Source organism: Solibacillus sp. FSL K6-1554 (assembly GCF_038005185.1).
Taxonomy (GTDB): domain Bacteria; phylum Bacillota; class Bacilli; order Bacillales_A; family Planococcaceae; genus Solibacillus; species Solibacillus silvestris.
Genome location: NZ_JBBOSS010000001.1, coordinates 3,234,247 through 3,250,044, shown reverse-complemented (window position 1 = coordinate 3,250,044; position 15,798 = coordinate 3,234,247). Strand labels below are relative to the sequence as shown.

The following is a 15,798-nucleotide window of genomic DNA, read 5'->3' as shown; positions in this document are numbered from 1 at the left end:
AAATTTACTCATCCAATGTGAATGTAGCGATATGAATATAAGAAAACGATTGGAATAAACAATTTTTCGAGTATGATAATTGTTTAATCAAGAAAAAGTAAGCGTTTTCTATATTCAATATTTATTGAATATTATATAATTTCAGAAATGTCATGCACATGTGCAGACAAACAAAGTTATGGAGAGAAAGTTGTTGAATTCAACAAGGGGGAGAATGAATGGAACAAAATGAGGCGTTGCTCAAACAATTAAGTAGGGAAAATCAAAAAGCCCAAAACCATGTGGTGAATCTAATGGAAAGCTTTCGCGCAATTAATTCGACGCTTGAATTGGATGAAGTACTTAAAAAAATTATGCACTCTGCATTGAAGATTGTCGAAACAGCAGAGGCTGGTTATATACAAATGTATGATGCGATCTCGGATAAGCTGATCGTAAAGACATATGTAGGTTTTAATGAAAACATTAAATTTTTTAAAGTTAACATAGGTGAGTCCATTACAGGAAAGGTGTTCAGGGATGGCGATATAAGGTTAATTACTTCAACGGAAGAAATTTATAATAGCATGGCAAATTTAAGTGAGGAGAATCTTGAATTCATTACGAAGGCTCATCAAAATAGCCCTACTATTAAATCCATTTTGTCTGTTCCTGTAGCACTTGGAACAAAAACGATGGGGGTTATGACATTTCACTGTTTTGATGTAGAAGATGGCCTAAGTGAAACGGATTTGCTTCTTCTGCAAAGTTTCGCTTCCCAAGCAGCAACGGCGCTATATAATGCACAGCTTCACACGGAAGTTCAAAATAGCCTGGATGAAGTTACCCATTTATCAAAAAAGCTGAAAGAAACGAATGCGATGTTAGAGAAACGTACAGAAATTCATACGCACCTCACGAAGTTATCTGTTCAGAATAAAGGACTGGAAGCAATTATCCTGGAAATGAATAAGTTAATGGAGAGAAAGCTTGTCTATGCGGATTACCTTGAAGGAAATTACGTCCCCCAGCATATTCAACATATCGCTACCATTCTGGACGATATATTCTTGCTCTTTGCGAATAAAACTGAGGCTAGTTATGTATCAACGTACGATTCAGTTCAAATTGATTGCTATATTTATCCGATTCGGTCAGGCTCTGTTTTTTTAGGGTGTCTGATTGTAGAAGGGAACACCCCTCTATCACAACCCGATCAGTTGATCATTGAACAAGGAGCTCTGACTCTCTCGCTTGAAATAATGAAGCTTAGATCCCAGACTGAAATTTTGTACAAGAAAACCTATGAAACCTACCATCGTTTTTTGGAAATTAGAAATCTCCAGCAGGCTGAGCTTGTTGCGCAGGAGTTAGGAATTCATCATGATCATTTTCTCCAAATTGCTTTAATTGAGCTAGATGGAAATGCGGATTTGCTTTCACTTGAAAATGATGCACTTCTTCTTCTAGCACATCTAAAAGAGAAGTTACGTTTAGAGAACAGTCTTCTGTTTAGCTACAATAATAAAATTACCGTTCTATCCTTTACCCGAGATTCAGCTGGAGAAGGCATGATTACCAACATATTAAATAACGGTATGAATTGGTGGAATGAGCGGTTTACAGTAGTAGCCCGGGGAGGAATAAGCACGGGACAATACTCTCCCGGCCAAGCTAAAGATTATCATATGAAAGCGGAAAAGGCTCTTCTTCATTTGAAAAAACAAAAGGAAAAAGGCCTTCTGCATTACCGGGATATTGGCATTAGTACGCTTTTTTTACATCATCCTGCTGAAGAAATTAACTCATTTCTAAGTGAAACGTTTTCTGTATTGTGGAATAACAATGAAACAAACGATGAACTTCTCCATACGCTTTTCACATATATACAGAACAACCGTTCCATGGCAACGACTGCAAAGGAACTCCATATTCATACAAATACGCTCTATCACCGTATAAAAAAAGTTGAAGACCTATTAAAAATTGACTTCAACCATTACGAAGATCATCTAAAAGTACTGCTGGCTGTGTATCTTTATAATACCTTTATGACGGATTGACGTTCAGTCGAAAGAGGCTTAAAACTTATATTTTTTATAATTCAGATAAAAATTGACGATTCATTTTGTGGGAAAAAGGGTAATGGTAAGAAGCCGATTAATTAAAAAGCTTATCAAAGGGTGACATCACGATACTATACAGAAAAGGGGATAAGAACTATGTTACAATTATTTTTCAACGACGATCATTTAATTTCGATTACAGGGGATCAGGAAATTTTATCGAGAGTACCAGAAAACTATAAGCATTTCGATTTAATTAAAATCAGAAGTGAATTGGTCACTACAGAGCATCTAGTAGAGGCGTTCGAGTTTGCTTTACGTAAATCGGATACAGGGGCAGTACATGCAGCGGCCTATTACGCTAAATTAAAAAATATGTACGTTCAGAAAAAACGTGCTCTCACTAATAATTAACATGAAGATGTGAGCTTGTTAAAAGAATATTCGCTTCTACATATGAGCATCACCATAAAATACGAAATGGAAAGCATGGGAAACATGGCACAACTGACGTGCCATGCTATCGCCAGGCTTTTTTTGTGTGCAAATTTGTTTTGGGGGAAATACAATCCCCTAGGAAAAAGCTTATCACCCAAAATACCCCTTAAATATACAAAATTACTATATAAATATAAAGAAAAATCTAAAAATTTGCATAACTCATTGCTATCTCCTTTATATTTTGCTATTCTTTTAAACATTAAACTTCTAGGGGGCCGCATATGGAAAGTAAAGTTGGTAAGAAAAAATTGGTTGATAGGTTTTTAGACGGAATTGAACGAGCGGGAAATAAACTTCCGGACCCAGTTACGTTATTTGTTATTTTAGCATTTTTTGTTCTTGCGCTATCACTGATTCTATCAAAACTTGGGGTTTCTGCCGTTAAGCCAGGAACTGAAGAAACGATTGAAGTTATCAATCTATTGAACCGTGAAGGACTTATTCAAATCGTTACAAATATGGTCAGTAACTTTACTGGATTCGCGCCACTTGGCATCGTAGTTGTGACAATGATCGGTATTGGGGTAGCTGAAAACAGTGGCTTAATATCAGCATTAATGAAAAAGACCGTTTTAAGTGCTCCTAAAAAAATCATCCTGCCTGTTATTTTATTGACAGGTCTTGTCGGGAATGTTGCCGCAGACGCAGCCTTCATTATTTTACCTCCTATCGCCGCCATGATTTTTATGAGTGTCGGACGAAATCCGCTAGTTGGGTTAATTGCTACCTATGCAGCCATTGCCGGAGGATTCAGTGCCAATCTTATTATTTCTTCTTTAGACGTATTATTATTGGGCATTACCCAAACATCGGCCCAATTGGTTGATCCTACATATACCGGACTTGCAACAATGAACTACTACTTCCTGATCGTTTCAACATTTGTATTAGTTGTTGTCGCAACTTGGGTAACAGGTAAATTCGTAGAACCTCGCTTTGGTAAGTACGGCGGGAAAATAGAAGTGGCTGAACCACTGACAGCTTTAGAAAACAAAGGGCTTCGCTGGGCAGGGATTGTCACATTAGCATACGTCATTTTAATGGCAATTTTAGTTGTACCGGAATCAGGGCTACTACGAAATCCTGAAGATAACGGCTTTTTAAATTCACCGTTTATGACGGGTATTGTACCGATTATGCTGTTCTTCTTCTTATTACCAGGCTTAGCATACGGTATCGTTACGAAAAAAGTAAAATCGGACCGCGATGTAGCGGAACAAATGTTTAAATCAATTGGTGACCTATCTTCATTCATCGTATTGGCATTCGTTGCAGCTCAAATGATTGCTTATTTCGGTTGGAGTAACATTGGACCGATCTTGGCCATTAAAGGCGCAGAATTTTTACAAAACATGAACTTTACCGGCGCACCGATGTTTATCGGCTTCATTATTATTTGTGCTTTCATCAACTTACTGATCGCAAGTGCATCGGCCAAATGGGCTTTACTGGCGCCAATCTTTGTACCGATGTTCATGTACTTAAACTACTCACCGGCTGTTACACAAATGGCGTACCGTGTAGGGGATTCCATTACGAACCCGATTACACCGATGCTTGCATACTTTGCGATTTTACTAGCATTTGCTCGACGCTACGACAAAAATATCGGAATTGGTACATTAATTTCAGCATTACTGCCATACTCAGTATTCTTCGCGATTATGTGGATTGTTTTATTCGCAATCTGGTTCTTACTTGGCCTGCCATTAGGACCTGGCGACGGCATTTACTTGAAATAATAGTCAGGACACACGAATATCATTTGAAAAACAGACAATTTAGAAATTGGGGATGTAAAACATGACGAATATATTTGACATACTAGAACAGCACTACGATGAAATGGTAGCGATTCGTCGTTACCTGCACGAAAACCCGGAGCTTTCACATGAAGAAGTGGAAACACCAAAATATATTGCGGAATACCATCGTGCGCTTGGACATGAAGTACGTGAAGGGGTAGGCGGTCGTGGCGTAGTGGCAACATTACGCGGTGGTCAACCAGGTAAAACAGTCGCATTACGTGCAGATTTTGACGCACTGGCAATTCAGGAGCAAAATGATGTCCCTTATAAATCGAAGGTAGATGGCCGAATGCATGCATGCGGTCATGACGGGCATACAGCGTCACTCCTTGTCTTGGCAAAGGCACTGAACAAAATCCAGGACGAGATTCAGGGGAATGTCGTGTTCATCCACCAATTCGGTGAAGAAATTGCGCCGGGTGGAGCGATTGCGATGATTGAAGACGGCTGCCTGGACGGAGTAGATGTCATTTTTGGCCAGCATTTATGGGCACCGGTAGAGTATGGGAAAATTGCTGTATGCGAAGGTCCGTTAATGGCTGCAGCAGATGGATTTTACATTACGATTAAAGGAAAAGGCGGACACGGGGCAAAACCACAGGAAACGAAAGACTCGATTTACATCGGCTCACAATTTGTCGTGAATGCCCAACAGCTTTTAGGCCGACGTATTAGTCCTGTGAAACCGGCAGTTATTTCGGTTTGTCACTTTGAAGCGTTAAACCCATTTAACGTTATTGCCGATTCCGTAAAAATCAAAGGAACGGCACGTGTATTTGATGAAGAAACGCGTGACCTGATTGAACGTGAACTAGAAGATGTTCTGAAGGCGGCTTGCTTGGTGATGAAGGCAGATTACGAATACGATTATGTGCGCGGCTATTCAGCTGTTATTAATGATCGGGAAACAACAAGATTCTTCATCGAACAGGCAAGACAAACGCCGGGGGTTGAGGAAGTGGTCATTTGCGAACCGGAAATGGGCGGAGAGGACTTTGCCTACTATTTAGAAAAAGTACCGGGAACGTTTTATTTCACAGGTGCCCGTGACCCTGAGAAAGAAGAAGCTTACCCGCACCACCATCCGAAATTCGATATCGACGAGCGCGCACTTCTTGTTGCTGCAAACACACTTGCAAAGGCAACGTTGGAGTATTTGAAGCAGCATGCTGTGAGTAGTGTTATATAAGGATAGATAGGTTAAGGACATAACATATTTCTATTGTTATGTCCTTTCTTTAGGTTTAAAGGGGAAAAGAGGGATAACAAGATATTGCTAATATCAAATTCTAAAGTTTAACCAAGCACGGACAGGCGTTACACGTCATGAACGCAATATATATTTTGCGTCCATCTGAAACCTATAGATTGCCAGGAGAATCGGATAAAAGGAAACATAAGTAAAGGCTCTTCATATAATGAAATCGTGTGCAACTTTTTACAGAATTGCGTGGCTAAATCATCGTTTCGGATTTTTACTTTTGAATAATACTTTACATTTTTTATTAAAAATGTAAAAAGATGTTTACAAATAATCTGGGGATGGGTATACTTACACAATAATCAAAAAATTCTAAGGAGGTCGAAGAAAATGATCGTTATCAATAAATTAATGTCACTAGTAGTTACAATTTCAGCGAAAACGAAAATCACACATTCGACCAGATTGGAATGGATTGCTTAAATTTTTTTATTAATTAAGTATGCCCATACCGCAGGGAGAAGTGTGCCCCTGCGGTATTTTTGTGCCTTTTTTTACCGCAGGGAGAGTCTCTCTGTGGTTTTTTCCGTTTTATGGGTATTTTAAGGAGGTGATAATCCATGATATTAAACTTTTTTACCCTTTCAATAGCTATTACAAAACGTGAGCGTGAGATCTCTCGTGAGAAAGCACTTCATGAAGAAAAAGTAAAAAAAATCTTTGAACAGAACCGAAGAAAAGTAGAAGATTACGTTCGTCAACGCCATTATTAATTTTGTTACTTTAAAACAATGAAAGGTGGGAATTGAAATGATTTTTATGATTAAAAGAAGGTGTGCAGTTTTATGGTGGGAGAATGACTCCACCTAGCTAAAAAAGGTCGTAATATAAAGTGCGGGTTTTAATAACCACGTCTAGTGATGGGGGCTGTGCGAAAAGTAAATTCTTTTCATACAGCCTTACAGATTAGCGGGTGTAAATTATACCGAATAATATATATTTTTATTACTACATTTAGTGCCCTAAAGCGATTTTCTTAAAAACTATCTATAATGAAGAACTTATCACTCTTTTATATGGATTCCGTTTAATTTTTCGTAATGATATGACCGGTGACCGATTTTATTAGAAAAATTTGTATGCATTTTAGAAAACTTCAAGGCTTTATTAGCGCTTTTCATGCATTTATTTGATCAACCAAGAGAGTTATTAGAAAAACTCCCCCATATATTAGAAAACCGCCAACTTATTAGAAAATGTTAGAGTGATATTAGATAATTTAAGAATTTATTAGAATATTACTGCCGATTCCTTCAATCATCTGCAAGTATGCGATTTTCTCAGCAGCATTCTCAATCATGCAAGCAAGCGCTGTTTAACTTTGCTTGTTCACGGGAACTAATAGCACAAGAGTATTGGGGGAATTACAATGAAAAAAGGTCCGAAGAAATGGAATAGGTGGAGTCGCAGAAATAAAGTGATAAGCGCTCTTATACTTCTTTTGATTTTGCTATATATAGGAGTAATGTTATGGCATACATATAAACCGTTGCCGGAAGGTATTTCCTATGAAGGAGACTTGCATAGAACAGACAATATTGAAATGCTGACGGATCTAACTTATGCGCAAGACCAGGAAGGAACCAATCGAAAACATGAAAATCAGATATTTGATGAAGTTTATACATTGATTGATGAAGCAGAGCAGTTTGTGGTGGTGGATTTCTTTTTGATGGACGGGTTTTTTGATGAAAAAGAAGATTTCCCACCAATTGCGGATACCCTCTCGGACAAGCTTGCCGAGAAAAAGAAGAACAATCCTAATATGCCGGTTGTTTTCATTACCGATCCGCTGAATAAGGGTTATGGCTCCTATGAAACGAAGTGGTTCAAGAAGATGCGGGAAGCCGGGGTAGAAATTATTTACACCGATTTAGAACCGTTGCGGGATTCCACACCACTTTATTCAGGCTTATACCGATTATTTTTTCAATGGTTCGACAACAACGGCAAGGGATGGATTGCCAACGCCATGTCAAGTAAAGCGCCAAAAATGAACTTATCTTCTTATTTAGAATTGCTCAACGTGAAGGCCAACCACCGCAAAGCGGCCGTTTCGGAAAAGGAAGCGATTATCACATCATCAAACCCGCATGATGCAAGTGGCTTCCACGGAAATCTTGCTTTGAAAGTAACGGGGCCCATCATAAACGATATTTTGAAGGCAGAAGAAGCGGTGTCCCTCATGTCGGATGGTCCAAAATTGCCGAGGGCTGATATCCCCGAGCAAGGTGACGGTCAGTATGGTGTTCAATATTTGACTGAGAAAAAAATATTGGACGCATTGCTTGAAGACCTAGAAGCAACAAAAGAAGGAGATAAAATTTGGATTGGCATGTTCTTTATTGCCCAGCGTGACATTGTCAACGCCTTAACAGATGCAGTAAACCGGGGCGTGCAGGTGAATATGATTCTTGACCCAAATGAAAACTCATTCGGCCAGGAAAAGTCAGGTTTGCCGAATCGACCGGTTGTAAACGAACTGCTTGAGGATACAAATGAAAAAATTAACATTCGCTGGTACAACACCGTAGTGGGCCAATACCATACAAAAGTCATCTGGATTCAAACAGCGGAACAAACAATCATTTCAAGCGGTTCTTCCAACTATACGGAACGAACATTGGAGAATTACAACCTGGAAAATAATGTACGTATCCTCGCTCCAAATGATAGCGCGCTCGCCTTGGATATGGAACGATATTTTGAACGGCTTTGGAACAATGAAGATGCTCTCTACACGCTTGATGTGGAAGAATTTCAGGATACCCTCTCCTGGTGGCAGCGCTGGATTTACACGGCTCAAAAAGTAGCCAAAGTAACCACTTACTAACCCATGATATGTTAAGCAAAAAGATGTTACCAAGCATCGCTTTGGGAATGCTATACTTAAACCCTAAAAGTAAAGTAATGTTATAAGATCTAAAATTTGGGGGTATTTAAGTGAGTTCTTGTTCATTTATCGCAACAAATTTTGAAATGCCTGAAATAGAATCCAAAGCAAAATATATGACGGTCAAAGAAGCTATTGAATTGAAAATAAAACCGCATGAATTGGTGCCTTGGGAGAAGATGGACCCGAATAGTCAAATATTATTTATTGAAAATGAAGAGGATTTAAATGAGTTGGTTATTAACGAAGGCAGTTACTATGATGTAAGTGAATATACGGGCTATCCATTCATTTATGAAGTGAATTTTGGCTATTCAGAATTAAGAGTAAAGCAATTATTGGATTACTTAAAAGACAATATTAGAGCAGGACAGGTCATAGAACTATGGCGAGTATGGATTGGTCATGAAGATGATGCACTGAATATACCGTATAGTAGGCTAAATTATAGCGAATTATCTCTCGATCATCTGTTCCAATTGTATAATTGGAACCATGCAAATTATAAAGAGCAATATTGTATAGTATTAGAAAAATAAAAAATACTTATTCTATGTCTAAACAATCCTATCCAAATAACTGTTCACAAATAAAAGTTAGGGTACCAACACCTCCCATTTTTAATTAAGTGGGGGGGTTTTTGTTTTTATGCTGTTTATGAATAGGAAGGAAGTCAGAAAACGAAAATTTGGTAACTTGTTATTTAAAAGAATGTAAAGTATACTTTACTTAAAGTAAAACAAACTTTACATAAAAAGGATGAGTTACTATCAAAAATAATATTAAGGTTTTACGAGCTCAATACAGTATGACGCAGGATCAGTTGGCAGAAAAGCTTTCCGTTTCAAGACAAACCATTATTTCACTTGAAAAGGAAAAATATAATCCATCTATTATTTTAGCTTTTAAATTGGCGGAAATTTTTAACTGTAAGATTGAAGATGTATTTATTTATGAGGGGGATTCTGAGTGAAAAAAGCACGTGAAAATCAGCTATCATACTTATTTTTAGCTATTATAATGATTCCATTAAGTGTTTATATTAATTACCCATATGTTGCAAATGGTGACTTTCCAGAAGGAATTATGATTTTTTTCTTGGGAACTAGTGCATTAATGATGTCTTATTTGTCGCCACATTTATATCCGAAAGATGAGCGTACTAAAGAAATTATAGGCAAGAGTATGACAGCAAATTATTTTACGTTATTTGCGACAATTACAATTCTATTTCTAATAGTTGGAGCACTAGAACCTAACACTTTAAGTGCCACACATGTTTTAACTATTTTATTTTGTATAATGACTACATCCATCCCACTAACAATGGTTATTTATTCGAAACTCATTTAATGATTAATCTATATAAAAGAATACAATTGGGATTGGGGTTTGTAATGACAGGTAGAAGTAAGTTACCCAATAAAGGTTTCGGGTATAAACAAGTAAAAGCCAGGGAAATTCCCTGGCTTTTTTTATTATCAAAGTAAAAAGATTTATTAGCAGCAGCAATCGCATTTACTTGAATAATTTTAGTTGTTTTTATACACCCATTGCTTTAATGAGGGTTGAAGTTTGTGAAGCAAAATACCCACCATTTTTCCAATACCGCAGGCAGCAATGAACGTACCTATCCCAATTGCGCCAAAGGATTGAATAAATAGTAAACAAATCACAAGTGAAAGAACGACGTTTAGCATGTCACTAGTAATTTTTGCTTTACTAAATGGTATCTTCCATGTGTTCGCAATAACATATGTAAGTGAATCATATGGCATCGTCGGTAAATTTGCTGTGAAATATAACAGTAAAGCTAAGGCAACAAGTAGTAAGCTTATTGCTAAATACACAATAATAAGAACAAGTGAAGTTGCTTCAGGTAAGCCGTTTGTTAACCAAATCGTGAAATCCATAAAAAAACCGAATAAAAAGGAAATAATTAATTGTATAAAAAAGTTCTTCCACCGTATTTCTTTTAAAATGATTGCTTGTAAAATTATAAAAACAAAATTAGCTAATACGGTTGTAATACCAACTGACAAAGGTGTAGTTAAAGCAAGTGCATAAGGTAAAGAGGTTACAGGAGAAACACCGATACCTGCCAAAATTGAAAAGGTAGCACCAAGTGAAAGTAGAAATAAACCAATTATGTAAATGCTAATTCTTTTTGAAATTATGATTGTATGACTCATATTTCCCCTCCTACAAGTAGTATACTCTTTGAAATTTCAAATGAAAAATATATAATTAATAATAAAGATATATATTTTATATATGAGGTGGTTAAGTGGATTTACGTCAATTACGCTATTTTAAAGAAATAGTTGATCAGGGAAGCATTTCAAAGGCTGCCGAAGTATTACATATGGCACAGCCACCATTAAGTATGTTATTAAAACAAATTGAAACACACTACGGTACACCACTAATTAAGCGATATCGACAAAAATGGGAGATTACTGAAGCTGGACAAATGCTATATAATCATGCAACTCATATGCTTCAGCAAATGGAATTGTTTGACGTAAAAATGGATTATATGATGCAAGGTGAAGTGGGGCAATTACGTTTAGGGGTTTCTTCAAGCTGTATACATTTAGTAGGGGATGTCATACGGCAATTTTCTCAAAGCTACCCTAAAGTAGAATTACAAATTTTCAAAGGGGATTCCGAGAAATTAGAACAAATGTTATTTAATAATGAAATAGATATAGCTGTTATTTTAGCACCGGAAAATAGTGAACAGTACGAAGAATTACCCTTAATACCTAGTCCTTTTGCATTGGCTGTACCAAAGAATTGGTCGAATCAGATTGATCTAGATGTGGTATCAATCCAAAACTTAATGAAGTTCCCGTTTATTTCGTTAGAAGCGATGGAAGGGTATTCGATGTTAGAAAATATTATATATTATCTTAAAGAAAAGAACATTTCCTTAAATATTGTTGCTAAGTGTAAAGATATTACGATTGCCCAGTATTTAGTTGCTAAAGAAGTAGGAATCAGTATATTACCTAAAATTCAGCTAGGGTACGTGGATGGAATTCATTTTGTTGATTTACCTGAATTAGAAATTGCGATTCAACCGAAATTATTTTACAAGCAAGAAGCGACATTCTCTCCTATTTGCAGGAACTTTATTGCTTTATTTAAATCGAATACATGAGATTAATTACCGTCTCAAAGTAGTTCAGTTATTGTTCATTTATATTGAAATAAAAAAAAGATATAGAAAAACTTGTTTTCTATACCTTTTTTATTTTGTTCTTATGATCGGTCGTTTAACAATATACAATTTAATAAATGATAATGGCTGCAACAATTACCGCTATTAGAGCAAATATATTTGCAAATGTCATTGTAATGAATTGGTACTTAAAACTGTTTTTATGTGTTAATCCTGTAAGTGCTAATAGTGATAAAACTACACCAGTGTGCGGCATAATCGTTAATGCAGAAGATGCAATTGCTCCAACACGGTGCATTGCTTCCGGACTCACACCCATAGCTAAATAAGTTTCCGCAAATACTTCCATTACAATACCTAATGCTCCGGATGATGATCCTGTTATTCCTGATAGTGCACCGGCTGCAACCGATAAGCTAACAAGCGGGTCACCAGGTATACCTAATATTAAATCGGAAATAAATTTGAAGCCTGGTGCTGTAGTTACAACAATCCCAAATGCTACTGCTGATGAAGTAAGGAAAATTGGATTAATTGAACTTTGCCCCCCCGCATTCAATACTGCCTTTTGAGAAGGAATATACTTGTGGTAACAAATAACACATGAAATTACTGCTACACCTAAGCCGATTAAAATTGTGTTTGGAATTTCCAATGCACTCCCTGTTAAATTCACTACCATAAGGAGCAAAATCGGGATAATACTCAGAACAAATGAAGGTGTCTTCTCTTTTAGCTCATGTTTGGATTGATCATCAGCGTTAAATTGGGCATATGTTTCCCCATTTGCAAGACTCTTATTTAATGTATAGTTCATATACCATAATCCGAACGTTACGGCTACTACTGAACCGATAATCCCTAAAAGAGGTGCTGCAGTCAAAGTTGTCCCTAAATATGGGATGGGTACAACATTTTGAATCGAAGGCGTTCCCGGTAACATTGTCATTGTGAAAGTACCAATTCCAATGTAAACAGGGATGACAATTAAGTTCCATGCGATATTTAATTGTTTAAATAAAGGTCTTGCTAGTGGGATAATCACGAATAACACTACGAATAAACTTATTCCACCGAATGTGAGAATCGAACTAATTAAGAAAATTGCAACTAATACAGAAAACGGCTTTTCTGTTCCTGTAATCGATAATACTTTTTGTGCAATGGATTGAGCAGCTCCACTCTGTTCCATATACTTGGCCAAAATAGAACCAAGTAAAAACACTGCAAAAAAATTCACCACAAATCCGGTAAGACCTGTCATATATGAATTCTCTTTACCAATTAGAGAAGAGAAGAAGTCCATTTGGTTCGTTAAAATTACGATAATCGATGCTAGCGGGGCAATATAAATAATGTTATATCCTTTCATTGCCATCAATATGATAAAGATAATCGCTACGACTATGCCTAAAGGTCCGATCATATCCATAATATTTACTCCTTTTATTAGAAAACATTTCACTTAAAAATTCTAAAATGTCATCGTATTAATTAAATAATTCCTAAGAGATTATGTCATAATTAGGACTCTTTTACTCATACTAATTCCATTATTCGCTCTATAACTAATTGGTTATCGTCCAATTTCAAAAAAAAGAGAACGGTTCCCACTTTGGGAATTCGTTCTCTTTTTGCTGGCTCTAATTAAAATTGAAGATATCTTTTCTTGGCAAACTTTAAAAATGCAGATGCTGCGGGAGACAAAACAACATCTTTTTTATAACTAATGACAACGCTATTTTTATAAACTGGATTACCTAACGTATATAAGTTGGATTCAATCTTTAGTTGATCTCTTGTAATAATACATTCGGGAATAATTGTCATTCCTATTCCTTTATTTGCAAGACGAAATGCATTCTCAATATTATTCGTTTCTAGAGTTATTGTTGGGCTTATGGCATAGTGATCAAAAATATTATCCGTTAAACGACGTAATCCTAACCCTGGTTTTAATAAGATAAACTTTTGATGATTTAGTTTTGAAGGAGGAAATGGTATATGTTTTATTTCTTTATTATTTTCTTCATAGAATATATGGCCCTTTGGAATGACTAGGTAAATGTTTTCTTCATATAACTTCTCGTAAACAAGCCCCGTATTTTTGATTGGCAACATACTAATACAAATATCAATTTTATTTTGTAAGGTTAGCGCTTCCATTTCATTGGCAGTACCTTCCTCTAATTGAATTTCTATTCCTGGATATTTGTCCATAAACTCTGGGAGAAAATCATAAAGCATATGTGAAGCCAATATCGGATTAATACCAAGAACTATCCTACCTTTTTTTAATTCATTTAAGGCTTCGATATCACGCATCATCACTTCATGCATTTCATGAATCTCCTGCATATACGAAATATAAAGCTCTCCTGCATACGTAAGAACAAGCGGTGTTACTTGCCGATTTAAAAGTTCTACACCTAGTTTACTTTCTAAATTTTTTATATAAGTACTTAAATAAGGCTGAGATACAAACAAAGCATTCGCCGCATGCGATATATTGCCATATTCTTGGATTGCCAGTAAATACTCTAAAGATAAATCTTCCTTCATATGTTATCCCCTCCCGAAAGATTGAAGAGTAATTATAGCACGATTTTTTTAGTTGAACAGAAATCGTCCATTTGTAATATGCTCAGTATTTTCCTATAACTGTTTAGTTATAGGGGAAATAGCCTTAATAGTATTTTAAAAACGGACATATTTCATACATAATTTAAGTTGTGTTAAATACTTGACATACAGAAAATCAAATAGGAGGCAAACAACATGGGTACCTTAGGTATTATTGTTGCAATCATATTCATTATATTTTTAGCTATGAAAGGTTACAGCATTGTATTTATTGCACCAATAGCGTCAATTATCGTCATTGTTACAAATGGCATGGATTTCTTTCCGTCGCTTATTGGTTCTGAAGTTTCATTTATGACAGGGCTTACAGGATTTATCGTTAACTTCTTTGCTATCTTTTTACTTGGGTCAATTCTAGCCCAATATATTGAAAAAAGTGGGGCAGCCCAAGCCATTGCACAAAAAGTATTATCTATTACGGGGACAGATAAACCATTCCCTGTATTAATCGCTATTTTCTTAATCAGCTCCATTTTAACTTTTGGAGGCATTAGTTTATTCGTTGTATTATTCGTTGTCATTCCATTAGCCAAACCTTTATTTAAACAATTAAATATCGCATGGAACTTAATTGTTATTCCTGTATTTTTAGGGATCGGTACATTTACGATGACAATGTTGCCGGGAACACCTTCGATTCAAAACGTTGTACCAACAAATTACTTAGGAACAACTGTTACAGCGGCACCTTTAATGGGAATCGTTGCTACTCTAATTGCAATCATTGCAGGTATCTTCTATATGCGTTATGCATTGAACAAAAGTTTAGCTAAGAATGAAAAGTTTGAAGCAGAAGAAGATGCTCAAGAACTGACACTTAAAGAAAACATTCCTTCTTTCTTCTTAAGTATTTTACCAATTTTAATTTTAATCATTATTATTTTTGCTGGTAGTGCCATGAAAGTACAGAATATCGTACTAATCGGTTTAGCGGTTGGCGTAATTGTGTCAGCAATCGTATTCCACCGCTTTATGCCATCACATAAACAAGCAGTTAGCTTAGGAGCAAATGGTGCGATTACGCCAATCTTCTTTACTGCTGCATCAGTTGGTTTTGGTGTTGTAATAACATTAGCACCAGGTTTCGGAGCAATTTCAGATTTCATCTTAAATATTCCCGGAAATCCGTTAATTAGTTTAACAATTGCATCATCTGCTTTAGGAGCAATCACTGGTTCAGCTAGCGGTGGTTTAGGGATTACAATGGAAGCGTTCGCAAATCCTTATTTAGAAATGGGTGTAAACCCGGATGCAATGCACCGTATGTCTGCAATCAGTTCAGCTGTATTTACTGGTTTACCACATGCTGGAGCAGTTTTATCAACATTTGCTTTAACGAAATTAACACATGAAAAAGCATTCAAATACTCATTCATTACAATGACAGTACCAAACCTTTTAGCATTAATTGCTGCACTACTAATTGGTATTTTCTTGTACTAATCAAACCATTGGAGAAG

At 36.3% G+C, this 15,798-nt stretch carries 14 protein-coding genes; 11 read left to right on the top strand and 3 right to left on the bottom strand.

Going from position 1 to position 15,798, the window contains the following annotated elements:
* Window positions 1-218: 218 nt before the first annotated feature.
* The 9 genes from MHB58_RS16210 (at window position 219) to MHB58_RS16170 (ending at window position 9,861) form a co-directional block, all read left to right on the top strand.
* Complete coding sequence (locus tag MHB58_RS16210) at window positions 219-2,042, top strand: helix-turn-helix domain-containing protein (protein ID WP_340735610.1); 1,824 nt, start codon at window positions 219-221, stop codon at window positions 2,040-2,042.
* A 159-nt stretch (window positions 2,043-2,201) separates the two neighbouring features.
* On the top strand, window positions 2,202-2,459 hold the full coding sequence (locus tag MHB58_RS16205) for a UDP-glucose 6-dehydrogenase (protein WP_340735609.1): 258 nt from the start codon (window positions 2,202-2,204) through the stop codon (window positions 2,457-2,459).
* Window positions 2,460-2,767: 308 nt separating this feature from the next.
* Entirely contained in the window at window positions 2,768-4,288 is a 1,521-nt protein-coding gene (locus tag MHB58_RS16200; RefSeq protein WP_340735608.1) for an AbgT family transporter, read from the top strand.
* Between the two features lie 61 nt (window positions 4,289-4,349).
* Window positions 4,350-5,543: a M20 metallopeptidase family protein gene (locus tag MHB58_RS16195; protein ID WP_340735607.1), complete on the top strand. Its 1,194-nt coding sequence runs from the start codon at window positions 4,350-4,352 to the stop codon at window positions 5,541-5,543.
* Between the two features lie 632 nt (window positions 5,544-6,175).
* Window positions 6,176-6,328: a YrzI family small protein gene (locus tag MHB58_RS16190; protein ID WP_008405393.1), complete on the top strand. Its 153-nt coding sequence runs from the start codon at window positions 6,176-6,178 to the stop codon at window positions 6,326-6,328.
* A 656-nt stretch (window positions 6,329-6,984) separates the two neighbouring features.
* Window positions 6,985-8,448, top strand: coding sequence for a phospholipase D family protein (locus MHB58_RS16185; RefSeq protein ID WP_340735606.1), 1,464 nt, complete (start codon window positions 6,985-6,987; stop codon window positions 8,446-8,448).
* A 110-nt stretch (window positions 8,449-8,558) separates the two neighbouring features.
* A complete protein-coding gene (locus tag MHB58_RS16180) occupies window positions 8,559-9,047 on the top strand; it encodes a magnesium transporter (protein WP_340735605.1) in 489 nt (162 codons plus the stop codon).
* Between the two features lie 230 nt (window positions 9,048-9,277).
* Window positions 9,278-9,481, top strand: a complete 204-nt coding sequence (locus MHB58_RS16175) for a helix-turn-helix transcriptional regulator (protein ID WP_340735909.1) — start codon at window positions 9,278-9,280, stop codon at window positions 9,479-9,481.
* Entirely contained in the window at window positions 9,478-9,861 is a 384-nt protein-coding gene (locus MHB58_RS16170) for a hypothetical protein (RefSeq protein WP_340735604.1), read from the top strand. The genes MHB58_RS16175 and MHB58_RS16170 overlap by 4 nt, the downstream gene beginning before the upstream one ends.
* 179 nt (window positions 9,862-10,040) lie before the next feature.
* Here the strand turns inward: MHB58_RS16170 and MHB58_RS16165 are convergent, their stop codons facing one another.
* On the bottom strand, window positions 10,041-10,700 hold the full coding sequence (locus MHB58_RS16165; RefSeq protein WP_340735603.1) for a YczE/YyaS/YitT family protein: 660 nt from the start codon (window positions 10,698-10,700) through the stop codon (window positions 10,041-10,043).
* A gap of 95 nt (window positions 10,701-10,795) precedes the next feature.
* Here MHB58_RS16165 and MHB58_RS16160 point away from each other — a divergent pair, with 95 nt between their 5' ends.
* Window positions 10,796-11,674, top strand: coding sequence for a LysR family transcriptional regulator (locus MHB58_RS16160; protein WP_340735602.1), 879 nt, complete (start codon window positions 10,796-10,798; stop codon window positions 11,672-11,674).
* Between the two features lie 130 nt (window positions 11,675-11,804).
* Here MHB58_RS16160 and MHB58_RS16155 read toward each other — a convergent pair whose 3' ends face one another.
* A complete protein-coding gene (locus tag MHB58_RS16155) occupies window positions 11,805-13,127 on the bottom strand; it encodes a GntP family permease (RefSeq protein ID WP_340735601.1) in 1,323 nt (440 codons plus the stop codon).
* Between the two features lie 215 nt (window positions 13,128-13,342).
* Complete coding sequence (locus MHB58_RS16150; protein WP_340735600.1) at window positions 13,343-14,257, bottom strand: LysR family transcriptional regulator; 915 nt, start codon at window positions 14,255-14,257, stop codon at window positions 13,343-13,345.
* A gap of 216 nt (window positions 14,258-14,473) precedes the next feature.
* On the opposite strand from MHB58_RS16150, the gene MHB58_RS16145 reads away from it, so the two are divergent.
* Window positions 14,474-15,781 carry a GntP family permease gene (locus MHB58_RS16145; RefSeq protein WP_340735599.1) on the top strand — a complete coding sequence of 436 codons (1,308 nt, stop codon included), beginning with the start codon at window positions 14,474-14,476 and terminating at the stop codon, window positions 15,779-15,781.
* Window positions 15,782-15,798: the final 17 nt, after the last annotated feature.